The following is a 15,460-nucleotide window of genomic DNA, read 5'->3' as shown; positions in this document are numbered from 1 at the left end:
CTATTTTTTGACCTTTGCGTCTGCTTGCTCTTGTGAGGTGTTTGTTTTGTCTATCTGTGTTGTTATTGGCGTAGCATTATTGCTTTGATGGATGCTTTTTTTATCATGATCATCTTCAAATAAAATGCTCATGCCTTGCTTTTCTAAATCATCAAATTGCTCAGTTTTTACCGCCCAAAAAAAGAGATAAATACCAATAGCGGTAAGTAAAATAGCAATGGGAATTAATACGTATATCACACTCATTTTTTTAATAACCTTAAAGAATTACTTACCACTAGTATTGAACTGGCCGACATGCCAATGACTGCCATATATGGCGCTATATAGCCCATAACCGCTAATGGCAATACAATGGCATTATAACTAAAAGCCCAAAGGTAATTTTGCTTTATAATTCGCGCAGTATTTAACGATACCTGTCGCAGTGTTTGCACACCTTTGAGTTTATTGTTCAGTAATATCACATCCGCACCGCTTTTAGCAATATCAGTACCACTGCCCATGGCAATGGACAAATGCGCCGCGCCCAATACTGGGGTATCGTTTACGCCATCACCTATCATAGCTACAGCATGCGAGGCTTGCTGTAGTTTAATCGCGTTGACTTTGTCTTGTGCAGACAAATCTGCTTGTACGCTATTAAGGTGCAGCTTTGCTTGTAATTTATCACAGCCTTGTTGATGATCACCCGATAACATGACAGTTTTAATGTTTTCATGATGTAAAAAATCAATTAATGCCTTGGCATCTTCACGCAGACCATCATGTAAATAAAATTCAGCAACTAAGTTATCATCTTGCATTAATACGCACTGCGCACTGTTGTCATTATGACTGAGCAGCCATGAGTTTTTACCAATTCTGTAATGCTGATTATTAACCTCACCAGAAATACCAGCACCTGGCGCAACCACCACTTGAGTTGCTGTTTGGCTAAAATCACGAAACTGGCTAAAGGCTTTTGCTAGGGGGTGAGCAGAGTGTGCCTCTAACGCCGCCGCAATAGCCAACACTTGTTGTTGCCCATATGGAGTGTTTTTATCTGCAAATGCGCCATAAGTTTTGACTGCTGTAATGGTAAATTCACCCGTCGTTAAGGTGCCGGTTTTATCAAAAGCCATCACCTCAATTTCAGGCATAGTTTCTAGCACATGTGCTGATTTAATCATGATCCCTTCACGGTTAAGGCGAGTGGTTGCACAAGTTAATGCCGTAGGTGTTGCTAATGACAGAGCACAGGGACAAGTTACCACTAAAACAGATAAGGTGATCCAAAATGCTTCTGCGGGTTGATGTTGAGACCAATATATTGCGGTAGCAATGGCAACAACTAGGATAAGAGCAACAAAATATTGGGCTATTTTATCGGACAATTGCGCCAATTTAGGTTTATGGCTTTGGGCACTTTCACTTAAGCGAATTAATTGGCTTAAAAATGATTCTTGGTTACTGTGGCTAACTTTTGCTGTTAAATTACCATCACCATTTATGGTACCGGCATAAAGATTATCTAGCGTTGTTTTATGCAATGGCAGTTGCTCACCAGAGAGCATGGCTTCATTGATTTGGCTAGTGCCGGTTATTATTTCGCAATCTGCGGGTATGGTTTCACCGGGCTTTATTAAAATAATATCATCGGCTTTTAAATGTGTTGCTGAGATAAAGCGTTCAATGCCCTGTTCAATTTTAGTGGCGGTCATCGGCATTAATTTTAATAAATTTGCCGAGATGTCAGCAGCGCGGCTGCGGGCCCTAAACTCTAGAAACTTACCAATCAGCAATAAAAAGGTAAACATGGAAACAGACTCGAAATACACTTCACCTTGTTGGGTAAATGTAGCCCAAACGCTAGCAAGAAAAGCCAGGCTAATCGCAATAGAGACAGGTACATCCATTGAAAGTTGTCGCGCTTTCAAGGCAAAAAAAGCACTTTTATAAAACGGAAAGGCGCCATAGCTAACAATGGGTAGGGTTAAGAAAAGGCTGGCCCAGCGCAAATACTGTATATTGTACTCAGCCATATCGGCAAAAGCACCAAAGTATAAACCAAACGCGATCATCATGACTTGCATCATTAAAATGCCTGAAATGCCTAAGCGTTTAATAAAGTTTTTTGCTTGTTTTTTATTGGCCTTTTCAGCTGTACTGGCTTTAAAGGGGAGAGCGTGATAACCAATTTTATCAATTAAACTCAGTATTTCACTGAGTTTTACTTGGTTTTCTTGCCACTGGACTGTTGCTCTTTGTGTCGTGGCGTTAACATTAATGTTATTAACGCCAGCGAGTTTTCTGATTTGCATTTCTATTAACCAAGCACATGCTGAACAACTTATACCTTCAATGGTTAATATAGTTTCTTTAAAACCATCATGATAATAAGCAAACTCGTTTTGTAAGCTTTCATCATCCAGAATTTTATTGCGTTGCAGTTGTTCAGGTATTAATACTTCGCCTTTTTGTGCTGGCGCACTGCGAAAACGGTAATAGTCAGTTAAATTGTTGTCAACAATCGTTTGTGCTACCGCTTGGCAACCTATGCAGCACATAGGTTGATTAATATTTTCAATACTCGTGGTTAAATTAATGCCATTGGGTACGGGCTCACCGCAATGAAAACAGTCTAGGTTCATTAAGCTTGGCTCATTAATTTGCTTGGGCTGTGTCCGGTGCTATCGCAATAAAATCGGATTGAGGTAGGGTGATCACAGCTTGAATTTTCCAGTGATTTTCAAACGGAGTGATGGTTACCTGCCATTTACCAGCCACATTTTTATCAGCTTCAAAAATATGGGTAAAGTTACCGTTGCCATCAGGTGTTAATACCAAAGAAAAATCTCTATCCGCTAGGGTTGGGTGATAAAAATTGACATTAAGTAAGGGAAATTCTTTTTCAATACCCGTTGGGCGAATAATAAGCTGATCGTCAACAAGTTTTAAACCAAAGCTCATCCCAAGCTTTTGCGCTTGTTTAATTTTACCCAATTCAAGGTTAATCGCTTTACCTTTTTTATAATAATCTCCAACGACCAGAGTGTCAGGATTAGTATTGGCAATAATGAAGGTGGCAATGCCGGCAACTACCGCGGTAAAAGGCAATATAAATACAAACCATGCCCAAGGTTCTCGGTACCAAGATGTTTTCATGAAAATTTCTTCTTTGCTGAGAGAATGAGTATTATACGACTATTCTTAAGTGCTAACTATTAAAAAGTGTTAACTATTAAAAAACGCTAATTTAGTGAACTTTACTCTTTTTTAAATAAAAAAGCCTTAGTACATTACAGTTCCAAGGCTTTGTATTTAATGATTATTTTAATTTTTACTCGTGCGATAAGCTATAAATATAGGCACTGATGACGTGAATTTTTTGTTCACCTAGGATTTTATCCCAAGCCGGCATTACGCCAGCACGACCATTAGCAATTGACATTTCAACAGCACGTGGCGAACCACCATATAACCAAATATTATCTGTTAAGTTAGGCGCACCTAATGCAATACCCATTGCATCACTACCTTTGCCTTCGCTACCGTGACAAGCCGCACACATGGCAAATTTAACTTTACCCGCTTCTGCTGCTTTGGTGTCAACTTCACGACCACTTAAACTCAAGACATAGGCGGTAACTTCTTTAACACCTTGTTCGCCGCCTAATGCTGCACTCCAAGCTATCATGCCATTTGCCTTACGACCATGGATAAGAGTCGCTTTGATCATTTCAGGTGAACCACCGTATAACCAATCTTTATCAGCTAGATTAGGAAAACCAGTAGCACCACGTGCATCAGAACCATGACACTGAGAACAGTTTTGTAAATACAAGCGTTGTCCGACTTTACGTGCAGAGGTTGCTTCATCATCATTAGCGGTTGCTAAGTCAATAATTTTACGCTCTGCATAGGCATCAAAAATAGGGCCATACTTTTCACCGGCAGCAGCAACTTCTCGGTCGTACTGTACTAACATGCCCGCTGCTTTCGCATTAGCAATACTTGCTTTAGATTCTGATAAATTTAAAATGCCTTGGTTAGAACTCTTCCAACCTAATAGGCCTTGAAAGTTACCTAAACCTGGATAAAGCAGTAAATAGCCAAAACCCCAGATAATGGTTAATAAGAAGAAAGTACTCCACCATTTCGGTAATGGGTTGTTCAATTCTTCAATACCGTCAAAGACATGACCCGTAGGCTCACCTTCTTCAACACCTGCAAAGTTCTTTAAACAATAGTTCAATAGTAGATAACAACCCACTAATGTACCCAAGGTAAGAACGGTAATCCAAATACTCCAGAAGCTAGACATTGTTATTAGTCTCCTGTTTGTTATTTTTGTCAGAGTGCTTTAATTCAGTTTCAGTATCTTCTTCAAAAATTGAATTTGCCGCTTCATCAAACGCTGATTTGCGTTTTTTTGAATACGACCAAACCACAATGACAATAAATAATGCCAATATTAATAGGGCAACTAGCCCTCTAAGCGTGCCGTAGTCTATAGTTATCATTTCAGCGCATGACCTAGAGATTGTAAATAGGCAATTAATGCCGTCATCTCTGTTTTACCTGCAACTGCATTTTTTGCATTAGCCAGTTCAGTTTCAGAGTAAAGCGGAATAGCATTACCTTGCTCGTCTTTATGGCTACGATTACGGGTTAAGAAATTAAATGTTGATAATTTCTTCTCCGTTAATTCGCCGTCAAGCTTAGTCTCAGCTAACCATTTAAACGAAGGCATATTTGACTCAGGTACAACTGAACGAGGGTCAAGTAAATGCGCAAGATGCCAATCGTCGCTGTAACGACCACCAACACGGGCTAAATCAGGGCCTGTTCGTTTAGAACCCCATAAAAATGGATGTTCCCATACACCTTCACCAGCAACAGAGTAGTGACCGTAACGCTCTGTTTCAGCACGAAAAGGGCGGATCATTTGGCTGTGACAAACATTGCAACCTTCGCGAATATAAATGTCACGACCTTCCATCTCTAAAGCGGTATAAGGTCTTAGGTTATCAACCGGTGTTGTGGTGGCTTTTTGAAAGAACAAAGGTGTAATTTCAACTAAACCACCAATGCTGATTGCAAGAATAGTAAAGATAGCAAACAGACCAACATTTTTTTCAAACTTTTCATGTTTATTTTTCATTGTCGGCTCCCTAGCTTATTTCAAGTGGCTTAAGACTATTGTCTTTAGCATAGACTGTTTTGTACATGTTATAAGCCATCAATAAGAAACCAATAACAACCAATACACCACCAACAAAACGCATAAAGTAGAAGGGTTTAGAGGCAACTAAACTTTCAACAAAGCTGTAAGTTAATGTTCCATCAGTATTAACAGCTCTCCACATTAACCCTTGCATGACACCCGAAATCCACATAGCGACTATGTACAAAACGATACCTGATGTGTGTAACCAGAAATGCACGTTTATCAACCTAGTGCTGTACATACGACCTTGATTAAATAACACAGGTATTAAGTGATACATAGCACCAATTGTCACCATAGCAACCCAGCCTAAAGCACCTGAATGTACATGACCTATAGTCCAATCTGTGTAATGAGATAATGCATTCACCGATTTAATCGCCATCATAGGGCCTTCAAAGGTAGACATACCGTAAAAGGATAATGAAACAATTAAGAAGCGCAAAATTGGGTCGTAGCGAAGTTTATGCCACGCACCAGAAAGCGTCATAATACCGTTAATCATACCACCCCAAGAAGGTAAGAATAATACGATTGACATCACCATACCTACTGACTGAGCCCAATCAGGTAGTGCAGTGTAATGTAAGTGATGAGGACCGGCCCAAATGTACAATGAAATTAATGCCCAAAAATGAACAATTGATAAACGGTAAGAATAAACCGGACGTTCAGCTTGTTTCGGTACGAAGTAATACATCATACCCAAGAAACCAGCCGTTAGTAAGAAGCCTACGGCATTGTGTCCATACCACCACTGCATCATGGCATCGATAGCGCCAGAATATATTGAGTAGGACTTAAACATCGACACCGGAATAACCATGCTATTTCCGATGTGTAAAACGGCTACAGTGAGAATGAAACCACCAAAAAACCAGTTTGCAACATAGATGTGAGATGTATTACGTTTGACTAAGGTGCCAAAAAACACAATGGCGTAACTGATCCAAACCACAGCAATTAAAATGTCAATCGGCCATTCTAATTCGGCATACTCCTTACTTGAAGTGTAACCCATAGGTAAAGTGATAATGGCAAGCACGATAACCGCTTGCCAGCCCCAAAAGGTAAAGGCGACTAATTTGCCACCAAACAAAACTGATTTACAGGTGCGCTGAACAACATAATATGAAGTAGCGAAGAGTGCACTGGTGCCAAAAGCAAAAATTACCACATTGGTATGCAGTGGACGAAGACGAGAATAGGTTAGCCAAGGTGTTTCAAAATTTAGTGCCGGCCAAATTAATTGCGCGGCAATAAGTACACCTAATGCAGTACCAAAGATCCCCCAAATAACTGTCATTACGGTGAATTGACGCACCACATTGAAGTTATATGCCGGATGTTCAAGCGTTGTTGTCATTTTTATTGTTCCGTTACTAAGTTAAATTTTGCAATTTTCTGTAAAAAATAAACTTTTTCATGAAAAATGCTGAGAAGCTACGTAATTTTACCTTTCGCCTATGCCATAAATCAACCGTAAATCTTGATTTAAATCAACAAAAAAATTCTGTTGCTGCAATATTGTTCAATAAGTTAATAAGCAAGTGCTGATTAATTTTTTTACTCGTTTTTTTATTAGAAAAAGAAGACCATTTAAAATGGGCTAATTTAGCGGAAAAAGTGAATCAAGCTATGGTTAATATTTGCACGATTAAATTAAAGATAAATGATGGCAACTCAATAATATTTGGCAAATACGTTGGCAAACATTATCGAGCTAACTACATGATACGCTTTTTAAACTATTTAACACTAGATACTGTGTTAAATTTAGGGAGTATCTCGCTGAACATTTTCTGTTTAAAACTAAAAAAATCACCAAGGCACTTTAATACCAAGGTACTTTAATAACAGGTCAGTCCATGTTGTTATTTTGCCGTGACCTGACTTTAATTACTAAGCATTACGAGGGTAATCTTGTGTAAGATCATAGCAAAAGCTAACTCTGCGTTTTTTGTTGAAAACCTGCTATAACGCATTAAATAAAAGCCAATAAAAAAGTGATAAATATCACCAAGGTTTGTGTATCATGAGCGACAAATATCTTTCTTTTATAGCATGTCATGAATATTTCCAAAAAATTAGCGCAAGACATTTTATTAACATTGTCAGCCATTCTATTAACCGCTTGTAGTCCCCAAGATAAGGTTAACCCAACAGTGGATGTTCAGAACTTGCGCACTGCACAGTGCATTGCTCAGCAAAGCCAATGTCAATTCGACTTAGCTGGAGGGCAAGTTCAAGTCCTATTTACTGTTGATAGAATAGTTGCTGAGCAGGCATTTAATATGGTGCTGAATTATCAAGGTACACCAGCACTGACCAGCGTTAGTGGTTATCTTGAAGGTGTTAACATGTATATGGGGAAAATACCTTTGTTTATTGAAGAGGATTTTCCAAACAATAGAATGAATAACAAAAAGTTAGATAATGTAAAACCAGATCAAATCAATATAACTCAGTTAAAGATAGAGAGTGAATTTGAGAGTACATTTGAGAGTACAATTGAGAGTGAAACAGCGAGTAAACAAGTATTTCAAGCCGAGGTACTCGTCGGCAGTTGTTCCGCCGAGGAGATGACATGGCGCATATGGTTAACCTTCACCACAGTTGAACAAAAAACCTATACAAAAATGTTAACTGTGGCAAGTTACCGAAGTTAAAAACATTACAATCATATGAGTTTTATTTAGTGGGTGATCTTGTTGCACGCAGATTTTGTTACAGGGTCAAATCACCGGTGGCAATAACTTAATAAAATTAGTCTATGGCACTAAAAATCATCATTAGCTAGTCATCCACTTTAAACATTTGCCAGTGCATTCATACCAGAATCATAAGCCTTGTACCACTGTTAAGTGCAAAAGCTTAGTTTAACTTACTATCAGCTAATTGCTAGCCAAATAGCCACTAATATCATTAAACTGCCTGATATTCTATTAAGCAGTTGTACATTGTTTCTTTGGGTTAATAGCTTACCAATAGTTTTTCCACCAGTGGCGTATAGGGTCATACAAACAAATTCTGATATTAATATTACCGCCACTAAAATGCTTAATTGTGGTGCCAATGGCAGGGTTTGGCTAATAAAAGGGGGTAATAGCGAAATCATAAATGCCCAACCTTTTGGATTGGCTATGGCAGTAAAAAATCCTTGTTGAAATAAGCTGCGCTTTTTAATGACTTGTTGGTGTTGATTTGAATTGGTCAAAAGTTTGCCTTTAGCTCGGCACATATTAATACCAACATATAATAAATATAATGCCCCAATTATTTTAAACGCTTGAAATAGTTCTGGGAACTTAGTCATTATTGTGGCAACACCTAATACAGAGGCAACAGCTACGGTAGCAACACCTAATAACTCCCCATACATCATCCATAATGTTTTTCTCACCCCGATGGTAATCCCTAAGCTCATGGCTAATGTCATACACATACCTGGCGTTAAGCTAACAATAAAAAATGTTGGGATAAATAAACTGAGCAGGGTGATATCAATCAAGGTGAAAATTTCCAGTAAAAAAGGATAAGTAAATATGTCAGCGATAATAACGTAACTTGGCTCATTAGAGAAAATTTATATCCAATGTTTTTATTAAACCTTAAGGATTTCTTAAGAAAAATCAAATAAGGTTAAGGCACTAAAACTAGACTAATGAATTTTACTGTTTATGCCAAAAATTTTACCAAAATTAATTAACACCTTTACTGTATTGGCGTTATTACTCTCCTTGTTGTTGGTTAAAAATACTCAAGCGATGTCGATACCCGAAACTAAGTTGCAGCAGACCTTAGCCGAACACCGAGGACAAGTTGTCTATCTTGATTTCTGGGCTTCTTGGTGCGGGCCATGTCGTAAGTCATTTCCTTGGATGAACGACATGCAGCAAAAATATCGTGATCAAGGCTTTGTCATCATTAGTGTCAATCTTGATGCCGATAAAACATTAGCAACAGAATTTTTGCTAGAAAACCCGGCAAACTTCTTAGTTATCTATGATCCCGAAGGTGACATCGCGCAACAATTTAATATTCAAGGCATGCCAAGTAGCTTATTAATTGACAAACAGGGTAACGTGCAGCAGGCACACACAGGGTTTTTTACTAAAAAAGTAAAGCTTTATGAAACGCAATTAATGGCGTTATTAGCCGTTAAATAGGGAGTAGATTGATGAAAATATTTGAAGTCCAAAAAAATTACTTTAATGCGGATTTACCTTCGCAAATAATTAAGTGTTCGTTATTGTCAGCGGCAATCTTTTTAGCCAGTGGCTGTTCATCATTAGGCGTACAGCCATGGGAGCGTGATTTATTAGCGAAAGAAGAGATGGCGTTAACCTCTTCAGCGATAGATTCTGCGCTTGATGATCATATCTATTTCAGCAAAGAAGCGTCAAGTGGTGGTAAAGGTTTTGGTGGCGGAGGTTGCGGATGCAATTAAATCACAAAAAGACGCCAATAAATATTAAGGCAGCACTGACTATTGCTACCTCGGCGTTGTTAGGCACATTACCTGTTATTGCCAATGCAGCAGACGACACAACGACGCCTGCAAAAGCACAGCAAGAATCTTCTTGGGATTTTGAGAGTGCATTTTTATATTATAGTGAAAGCGATCGCGTTTCAGCCGCCGAAGCGGTTACAAGCGCTCAAAAAACTTTTGAAAATGAAGAAGTGTTGAATCTAAAGTTAACCATAGATTCACTCACCGGTGCCTCAGCTACTGGCGCAGCGGCACAGCCGAATGTGCAAACATTTACCCGACCTTCAGGCAAGGGAAGTTATCAAACGCAAGCGGGTAAAATCCCGTTAGACGACACATTTAAAGATACTCGCGTACAGCTAAATGCCCAGTGGACTCAGCCATTAGCAGAAAACTATACCGGTAGTGCCGGTGTTCATATTTCAAAAGAATATGATTATTTATCACTAGGGGTTAATGGCAACCTTGCGTATGACTTTAATAACAAAAACTCAACATTTTCAGTAGGGTTAAGTTACTTTCAAGACACATTTGAACCAGAAGGGGGTATTCCATTAGCCTTCGCATCAATGCCTTCGGCTTATGACGATGACGACGAATATGGCAACGACGAAGAGGCTGAAGATGAGACAGTAAATAGCGTGGGTAAAACGGCTTTTAATGCTACGCGCAGAACAGACAGTGACGACAAAACTACGGCAGATATCATGTTTGGTTTTACACAAGTTATCAATCGTCGCATGATCACGCAGTTTAATTACTCTTATTCAAAAGTTGATGGTTATTTAAACGACCCTTTTAAAATGTTAAGTTTGGTCAATAGCGAAGGCATTGCGCAAGACTATCTTTATGAAAACCGTCCTGACAGTCGCGTTAAGCAAAGTGTATTTGCACAAACTAAATATCACTTTGAACAAAACGTTATTGATATCTCTTATCGTTATATGTGGGATGACTGGGCAATAGACTCTCATACTATTGATTCAAGGTTGAGAATACCTTTGTCTCGTAATAGTTATATCGAGCCTCACTTTAGATTTTATCAACAAAGTGCTGCTGACTTTTACCAACCATTTTTAGCACAATCGAATGCTATTCCAGAATTTGCGAGTGCAGATTATCGGATTGGAGAAATGAGCGCATACACCTTAGGGGTGAAGTACGGTATGAAGCTTAGCGACGGTAATGACTTGTCTTTTAGGTTAGAGTATTACCGACAAGACCCTAAAAACTCAGGCTATCAAGCACCGGGTGCGCTAGCAGAAGTTGACTTATATGAAAGTGTAGAGGCGATTATCGCCCAAGTTAGCTATTCATTTTAATTTCGCTTAACTTTGCTTAAACACGCAGGGACGCGTTGAAAAAAATAAAATGGCGGTAAAAAATTGGAGACCACTTGAAGAAAAAGCCGGTTAGACAGGTTGAAATAACAGCAACTGATGACGGCCATTGTCTGCGTTTTGATGCCATGGCCAGTCCTTGTGAAGTACTCGTGGCTAGCAAGGATAATAAGCTTGCATTGACCTTAGGTAAGCTTATTGCTGATGAAGTATGGCGCATTGAAGATAAATATTCACGTTATCAAGCCAGCAGCGTTTGTTCCGCTATAAATAATAGTGGCGGTCAGGCGTTAGCTATAGATCAAGAAACCTATTTGTTATTAAACTTTGCTGATACTTGTTATCAACTCAGCGATGGTGTTTTTGACATAACATCTGGGGTATTACGGCAAGTTTGGCAATTTGATGGTAGCGACAATATTCCTCATGATAGCGATGTACAAAAAAGCTTAGAAAACATCGGCTGGCATAAAATTGTTTTTGATGAACAGCAAATCATGATGCCAGAGCATATGGAAATCGACTTTGGCGGAATTGGTAAAGAATACGCAGTAGATAGAGCGATGATCATTGCCAACGAATTTACTCAATTGCCGCTACTGGTTAATTTAGGCGGAGATTTAGCCGCTAATAAACCCCGTAAAACCAATGTGCCATGGCAAGTAGGCATTGAACACCCAGGTTTTATTGAACGCAAGCCTATGGTGGTGAGTTTGTTAAAAGGTGCATTAGCCACTAGCGGTGACGCAAAGCGCTTTTTATTCAAAGATAACGTTCGTTATAGCCATATTTTAAATGCAAAAACCGGTTGGCCAGTTGTACAAGCGCCACGCTCTATTACGGTAGTTGCACCACAATGTATTCAAGCCGGAATATTAGCCACATTAGCCTTAATGCAGGGGCCGCAGGCGGAAGATTTTTTGACCGAGCAAGAAATTAAATTTTGGGCTATTCGTTAACTTCCCTATTAGTTAGTACCTATAGTGCGTAAATTCATTGCTCCTTGCCACTGTCTTTATCAAGCCAACAACATATCAAGTTAACCTTCCATAGCCGTGTTTGAAATAGCGGCGTTTAAGCCGCATTCACGCAGGTTAATACCTTGAGTTGGTAAATAACCACAACTTAAATAACTGCTGAACACCGGCTAAACACCCGCTAAATAAAGTTACCTTTCCTACATTCAATCAGCTAGTTAACGCGTTTGATATCATGGCTGAGTAACTGAAGCCTGTAGTTTTATTTTTAATGACTAAGGCAACAAGTACCTTGTATTAATTGGGTATTTCTAGCGTTTTGTGAGGAATACCGTTAGTCTGATAGGTGATTTAAATTCACCATTAATTTTATGACTTTTAAACTGTGGTGAATAAACTTTAGGAGAATTAAGTTGAGTTATATTCGTGAAAAACGTCAGCAAATACTGCTAGGTGCTGGCGCCTTATTACTGTCGATGAGTGCTTGTGCTCAGGATAATTTCATTGCAGCGTATCAATCGTTTGATATTAACGCGATAAAAGCTGATGTAAAAAAATTATCTTCAGATAAATTCGCTGGCCGTGAACCATCAACTGAAGGTGAAATATTAACCACCAATATGTTGATTTCGAGATTCAAAAAACTAGGTTTAACGCCTGGTAATGGCGACAGTTATCTTCAAGCTGTACCTATGAATAGTATAGTGAGTGAGCCAGTTGGCACCTTAACCATTGCCGATATAGCCTTTGATTTTCCTAAAAACTATGTGGCTAGCTCACGTCAAACACGTGAACAAATTAGCCTTGAAAACTCTGAGTTAGTTTTCGTTGGTTATGGCATCAACGCACCTGAGTATCAATGGAATGATTATAAAAATATTGATGTCAAAGGAAAGACGGTTGTTGTTTTAGTTAACGACCCAGGTTATGCCTCACAAGACCCCGCACTGTTTGATGGCAATACCATGACCTATTACGGGCGCTGGACTTATAAATATGAAGAAGCGGCCCGTCAAGGCGCTGCTGGCGCAATTATAGTGCATGAAACCAAGCCTGCTAGTTACGGTTGGAATGTGATCGAAAGCAGCTGGACTGGCGCGCAATACCATCTACCAGCCAAAGAAGTGAATGAAGCCGTTGTTGATGTTGAAATGTGGATCAGTACAGACAAAGCACACGAGTTAATGGCGAAAGCTGGTTTAGATTTTAATAGCTTAAAAGCCCAAGCATTGTCGAATGAATTTCAAGCGGTACCACTTAAACTAAAGGCTAACATCAAAGTTAACAATACTATTACAGCCTCAGTATCTAATAATGTTATCGCGACAATTCCAGGTCGCACTAGCCCTGATGAACATGTGATCTATATGGGACATTGGGATCACCTAGGCTCTACCGTTATTGACGGTAAAACCCTTTACTTTAATGGAGCACATGACAACGCAACAGGTACAGCAGGTTTAATGCATATTGCTAAAGCCTATAAAGCGTTAGACAAAGCCCCTGAACGCTCAGTAACCTTTATGGCGGCAACAGCTGAAGAGCAAGGGCGTTTAGGCTCACGTTATTTTGCCAACCACCCAACCATGCCATTAAATAAAGTCGTAGGTTTGATCAACATGGACAGTTTAGACATTTCAGGCTTGAAAACTGACTTAACTGTCGTCGGTTTTGGTAAGTCGGCACTTGAAGATTATTTAGCAAAAGCGGCTAAAAGCCAAGGCCGTATCCTAACCCCTGAGCAAACTCCTGAACGTGGCTACTATTATCGTTCAGACCACTTTAGTTTGGCAAAGAAAGGCGTACCGGCATTAAGTGCTGGTGGTGGCTCTACTTGGCTGAATGCCGAGCAAAAAGCCATTGGTGAGCAAGTGTCTGCTTTAGTCGCTAAGTGTTATCACCAAACCTGTGACGAATACAATGAGAATTGGGGCTGGCAGGGCATGATCGCAGAGCTGCAAGTCTTCTTTGAAACCGGCTATATGTTAAGCAACACCAAAGACTGGCCAAATTGGCGTGAAGGCAGTGAGTTTAAAGTCGCTCGCGATGCCATGATGAAATAAGTTATTAAGCTTAAAAGATCAATACAGGGGTTAAATGAAAATTTAGCCCTTTTTTATAGGCTAATTTATATAAACCCTCTTGAAATAAATCTTCTAAATATAAATCAAAAAAAAATTACAAAAAAATTACGGAGCGCTAAGCGCCAGATAAACACGCGTAAACTTTATCTGGGTTAATGTAGGGTGGACTTTAGTCCATCAAGTTAAATGAAATTTAACTGTGTTTGTTAAAAATGCCGAGCGAAAAAATAATATCCTGCTATAAGTGCAATTAACTCATCAGGTTAATCACTCGCTTAACGGTTGACGGACTAAAGTCCGACCTACAAAAAAATTACCAAAAATTGCCCAGTGCTAGATGAACAGCCGTAAACTTTATATGGGGTTAATGTAGGTTGGACTTTAGTCCATCAAGTTAAATGAAATTTAACTGCTTTTGGTATTAAGACTCATTAAGAAAAATAATACCGGCTGCTGATGTTTTTTGGCCTACAGCATTAATCACTCGCTTAACGGTTGACGGACTAAAGTCCGACCTACAAAAAAAAATTACAAAAAATTGCCTAGCGCTACATGAACACCCGTAAACTTTATATGGGGTTAATGTAGGGTGGACTTCAGTCCATCAGGTTAAATGAAATTTAACGGCTTTTGGTATTAAGACTAATTAAGAAAAACAATACCTGCTGCTGATGTTTTTTGGCCTATAGCATTAATCACTCGCTTAACGGTTGTCGGACTAAAGTCCGACCTACAAAAAAATTACCAAAAATTGCCCAGTGCTACATGAACACCGGTAAACTTTACATGGGGTTAATGTAGGATGGACTTTAGTCCATCAGGTTAAATGAAATTTAACTGCTTTTGGTATTAAGACTAATTAAGACTAATTAAGAAAAATAATACCGGCTGCTGATGTTTTTTGGCCGACAGCATTAATCACTCGCTTAACGGTTGTCAGACTAAAGTCCGACCTACAAAAAAAATTACCAAAAATTGACCAGTGCTAGATGAACAGCCGTAAACTTTACATGGGGTTAATGTAGGTTGGACTTTAGTCCATCAAGTTAAATGAAATTTAACTGCTTTTTGTATTAAGACCCATTAAGAAAAATAATACCGGCTGCTGATTTTTTTGGCCTATAGCATTAATCACTCGCTTAACGGTTGACGGACTAAAGTCCGACCTACAAAAAAATTACCAAAAATTGCCCAGTGCTAGATGAACAGCCGTAAACTTTATATGGGGTTAATGTAGATACCATCTCTCTATACCGATTTCAAACACTCATTTAAATTGCTTGAGATCGGTATTCGCTTTGGTGCTTTAACACCCCAAAACAAATCTGTACTAACTTTCTCATTGCAGCGCCAAG

14 protein-coding genes are annotated in these 15,460 nt (G+C 39.1%); 6 read left to right on the top strand and 8 right to left on the bottom strand.

Annotated elements, in window-relative coordinates:
* The 7 genes from ccoS to ccoN form a co-directional block, all read right to left on the bottom strand.
* On the bottom strand, positions 1 to 246 hold the full coding sequence (gene ccoS, locus H4J65_RS11250; protein ID WP_182198234.1) for a cbb3-type cytochrome oxidase assembly protein CcoS: 246 nt from the start codon (positions 244 to 246) through the stop codon (positions 1 to 3).
* Positions 243 to 2,633 (bottom strand): heavy metal translocating P-type ATPase, encoded by a 2,391-nt coding sequence (locus H4J65_RS11245; protein WP_182198233.1) that lies wholly within the window; start codon positions 2,631 to 2,633, stop codon positions 243 to 245. The genes ccoS and H4J65_RS11245 overlap by 4 nt, the downstream gene beginning before the upstream one ends.
* 13 nt (positions 2,634 to 2,646) lie before the next feature.
* Entirely contained in the window at positions 2,647 to 3,147 is a 501-nt protein-coding gene (locus tag H4J65_RS11240) for a FixH family protein (protein ID WP_182198232.1), read from the bottom strand.
* Between the two features lie 175 nt (positions 3,148 to 3,322).
* Positions 3,323 to 4,306 (bottom strand): cytochrome-c oxidase, cbb3-type subunit III, encoded by a 984-nt coding sequence (gene ccoP / locus H4J65_RS11235; RefSeq protein ID WP_182136327.1) that lies wholly within the window; start codon positions 4,304 to 4,306, stop codon positions 3,323 to 3,325.
* The gene (locus H4J65_RS11230) at positions 4,299 to 4,505 is read right to left on the bottom strand and encodes a cbb3-type cytochrome c oxidase subunit 3 (protein WP_220461033.1); all 207 of its coding nucleotides are present in this window, start codon (positions 4,503 to 4,505) and stop codon (positions 4,299 to 4,301) included. The genes ccoP and H4J65_RS11230 overlap by 8 nt, the downstream gene beginning before the upstream one ends.
* Positions 4,502 to 5,146 (bottom strand): cytochrome-c oxidase, cbb3-type subunit II, encoded by a 645-nt coding sequence (gene ccoO / locus H4J65_RS11225; protein WP_182136328.1) that lies wholly within the window; start codon positions 5,144 to 5,146, stop codon positions 4,502 to 4,504. Before ccoO ends, H4J65_RS11230 begins: the two co-directional genes overlap by 4 nt.
* A gap of 10 nt (positions 5,147 to 5,156) precedes the next feature.
* On the bottom strand, positions 5,157 to 6,578 hold the full coding sequence (ccoN, locus tag H4J65_RS11220; protein WP_182136329.1) for a cytochrome-c oxidase, cbb3-type subunit I: 1,422 nt from the start codon (positions 6,576 to 6,578) through the stop codon (positions 5,157 to 5,159).
* 703 nt (positions 6,579 to 7,281) lie between these two features.
* Here ccoN and H4J65_RS11215 point away from each other — a divergent pair.
* Positions 7,282 to 7,881, top strand: coding sequence for a hypothetical protein (locus tag H4J65_RS11215; RefSeq protein WP_182198231.1), 600 nt, complete (start codon positions 7,282 to 7,284; stop codon positions 7,879 to 7,881).
* A 221-nt stretch (positions 7,882 to 8,102) separates the two neighbouring features.
* Here the strand turns inward: H4J65_RS11215 and H4J65_RS11210 are convergent, their stop codons facing one another.
* Positions 8,103 to 8,723, bottom strand: coding sequence for a LysE family translocator (locus tag H4J65_RS11210; protein WP_182136331.1), 621 nt, complete (start codon positions 8,721 to 8,723; stop codon positions 8,103 to 8,105).
* Between the two features lie 169 nt (positions 8,724 to 8,892).
* Here H4J65_RS11210 and H4J65_RS11205 point away from each other — a divergent pair, with 169 nt between their 5' ends.
* The 5 genes from H4J65_RS11205 to H4J65_RS11185 all read left to right on the top strand — a co-directional run bounded on the left by H4J65_RS11205 (position 8,893) and on the right by H4J65_RS11185 (position 14,084).
* Complete coding sequence (locus H4J65_RS11205) at positions 8,893 to 9,381, top strand: TlpA disulfide reductase family protein (protein WP_182185198.1); 489 nt, start codon at positions 8,893 to 8,895, stop codon at positions 9,379 to 9,381.
* An 11-nt stretch (positions 9,382 to 9,392) separates the two neighbouring features.
* Entirely contained in the window at positions 9,393 to 9,662 is a 270-nt protein-coding gene (locus H4J65_RS11200; protein WP_259367596.1) for a DUF4266 domain-containing protein, read from the top strand.
* Positions 9,653 to 11,026 carry a DUF3570 domain-containing protein gene (locus H4J65_RS11195; protein ID WP_182198230.1) on the top strand — a complete coding sequence of 458 codons (1,374 nt, stop codon included), beginning with the start codon at positions 9,653 to 9,655 and terminating at the stop codon, positions 11,024 to 11,026. The genes H4J65_RS11200 and H4J65_RS11195 overlap by 10 nt, the downstream gene beginning before the upstream one ends.
* A gap of 74 nt (positions 11,027 to 11,100) precedes the next feature.
* Positions 11,101 to 12,003, top strand: a complete 903-nt coding sequence (locus H4J65_RS11190; protein WP_259367595.1) for an FAD:protein FMN transferase — start codon at positions 11,101 to 11,103, stop codon at positions 12,001 to 12,003.
* 494 nt (positions 12,004 to 12,497) lie between these two features.
* A complete protein-coding gene (locus H4J65_RS11185; protein ID WP_182185235.1) occupies positions 12,498 to 14,084 on the top strand; it encodes a M28 family metallopeptidase in 1,587 nt (528 codons plus the stop codon).
* Positions 14,085 to 15,460: the final 1,376 nt, after the last annotated feature.

It is taken from the genome of Colwellia sp. MB02u-9, from assembly GCF_014077085.1.
GTDB lineage: Bacteria > Pseudomonadota > Gammaproteobacteria > Enterobacterales > Alteromonadaceae > Cognaticolwellia.
This window is presented reverse-complemented; position numbering and strand designations above follow the sequence as displayed.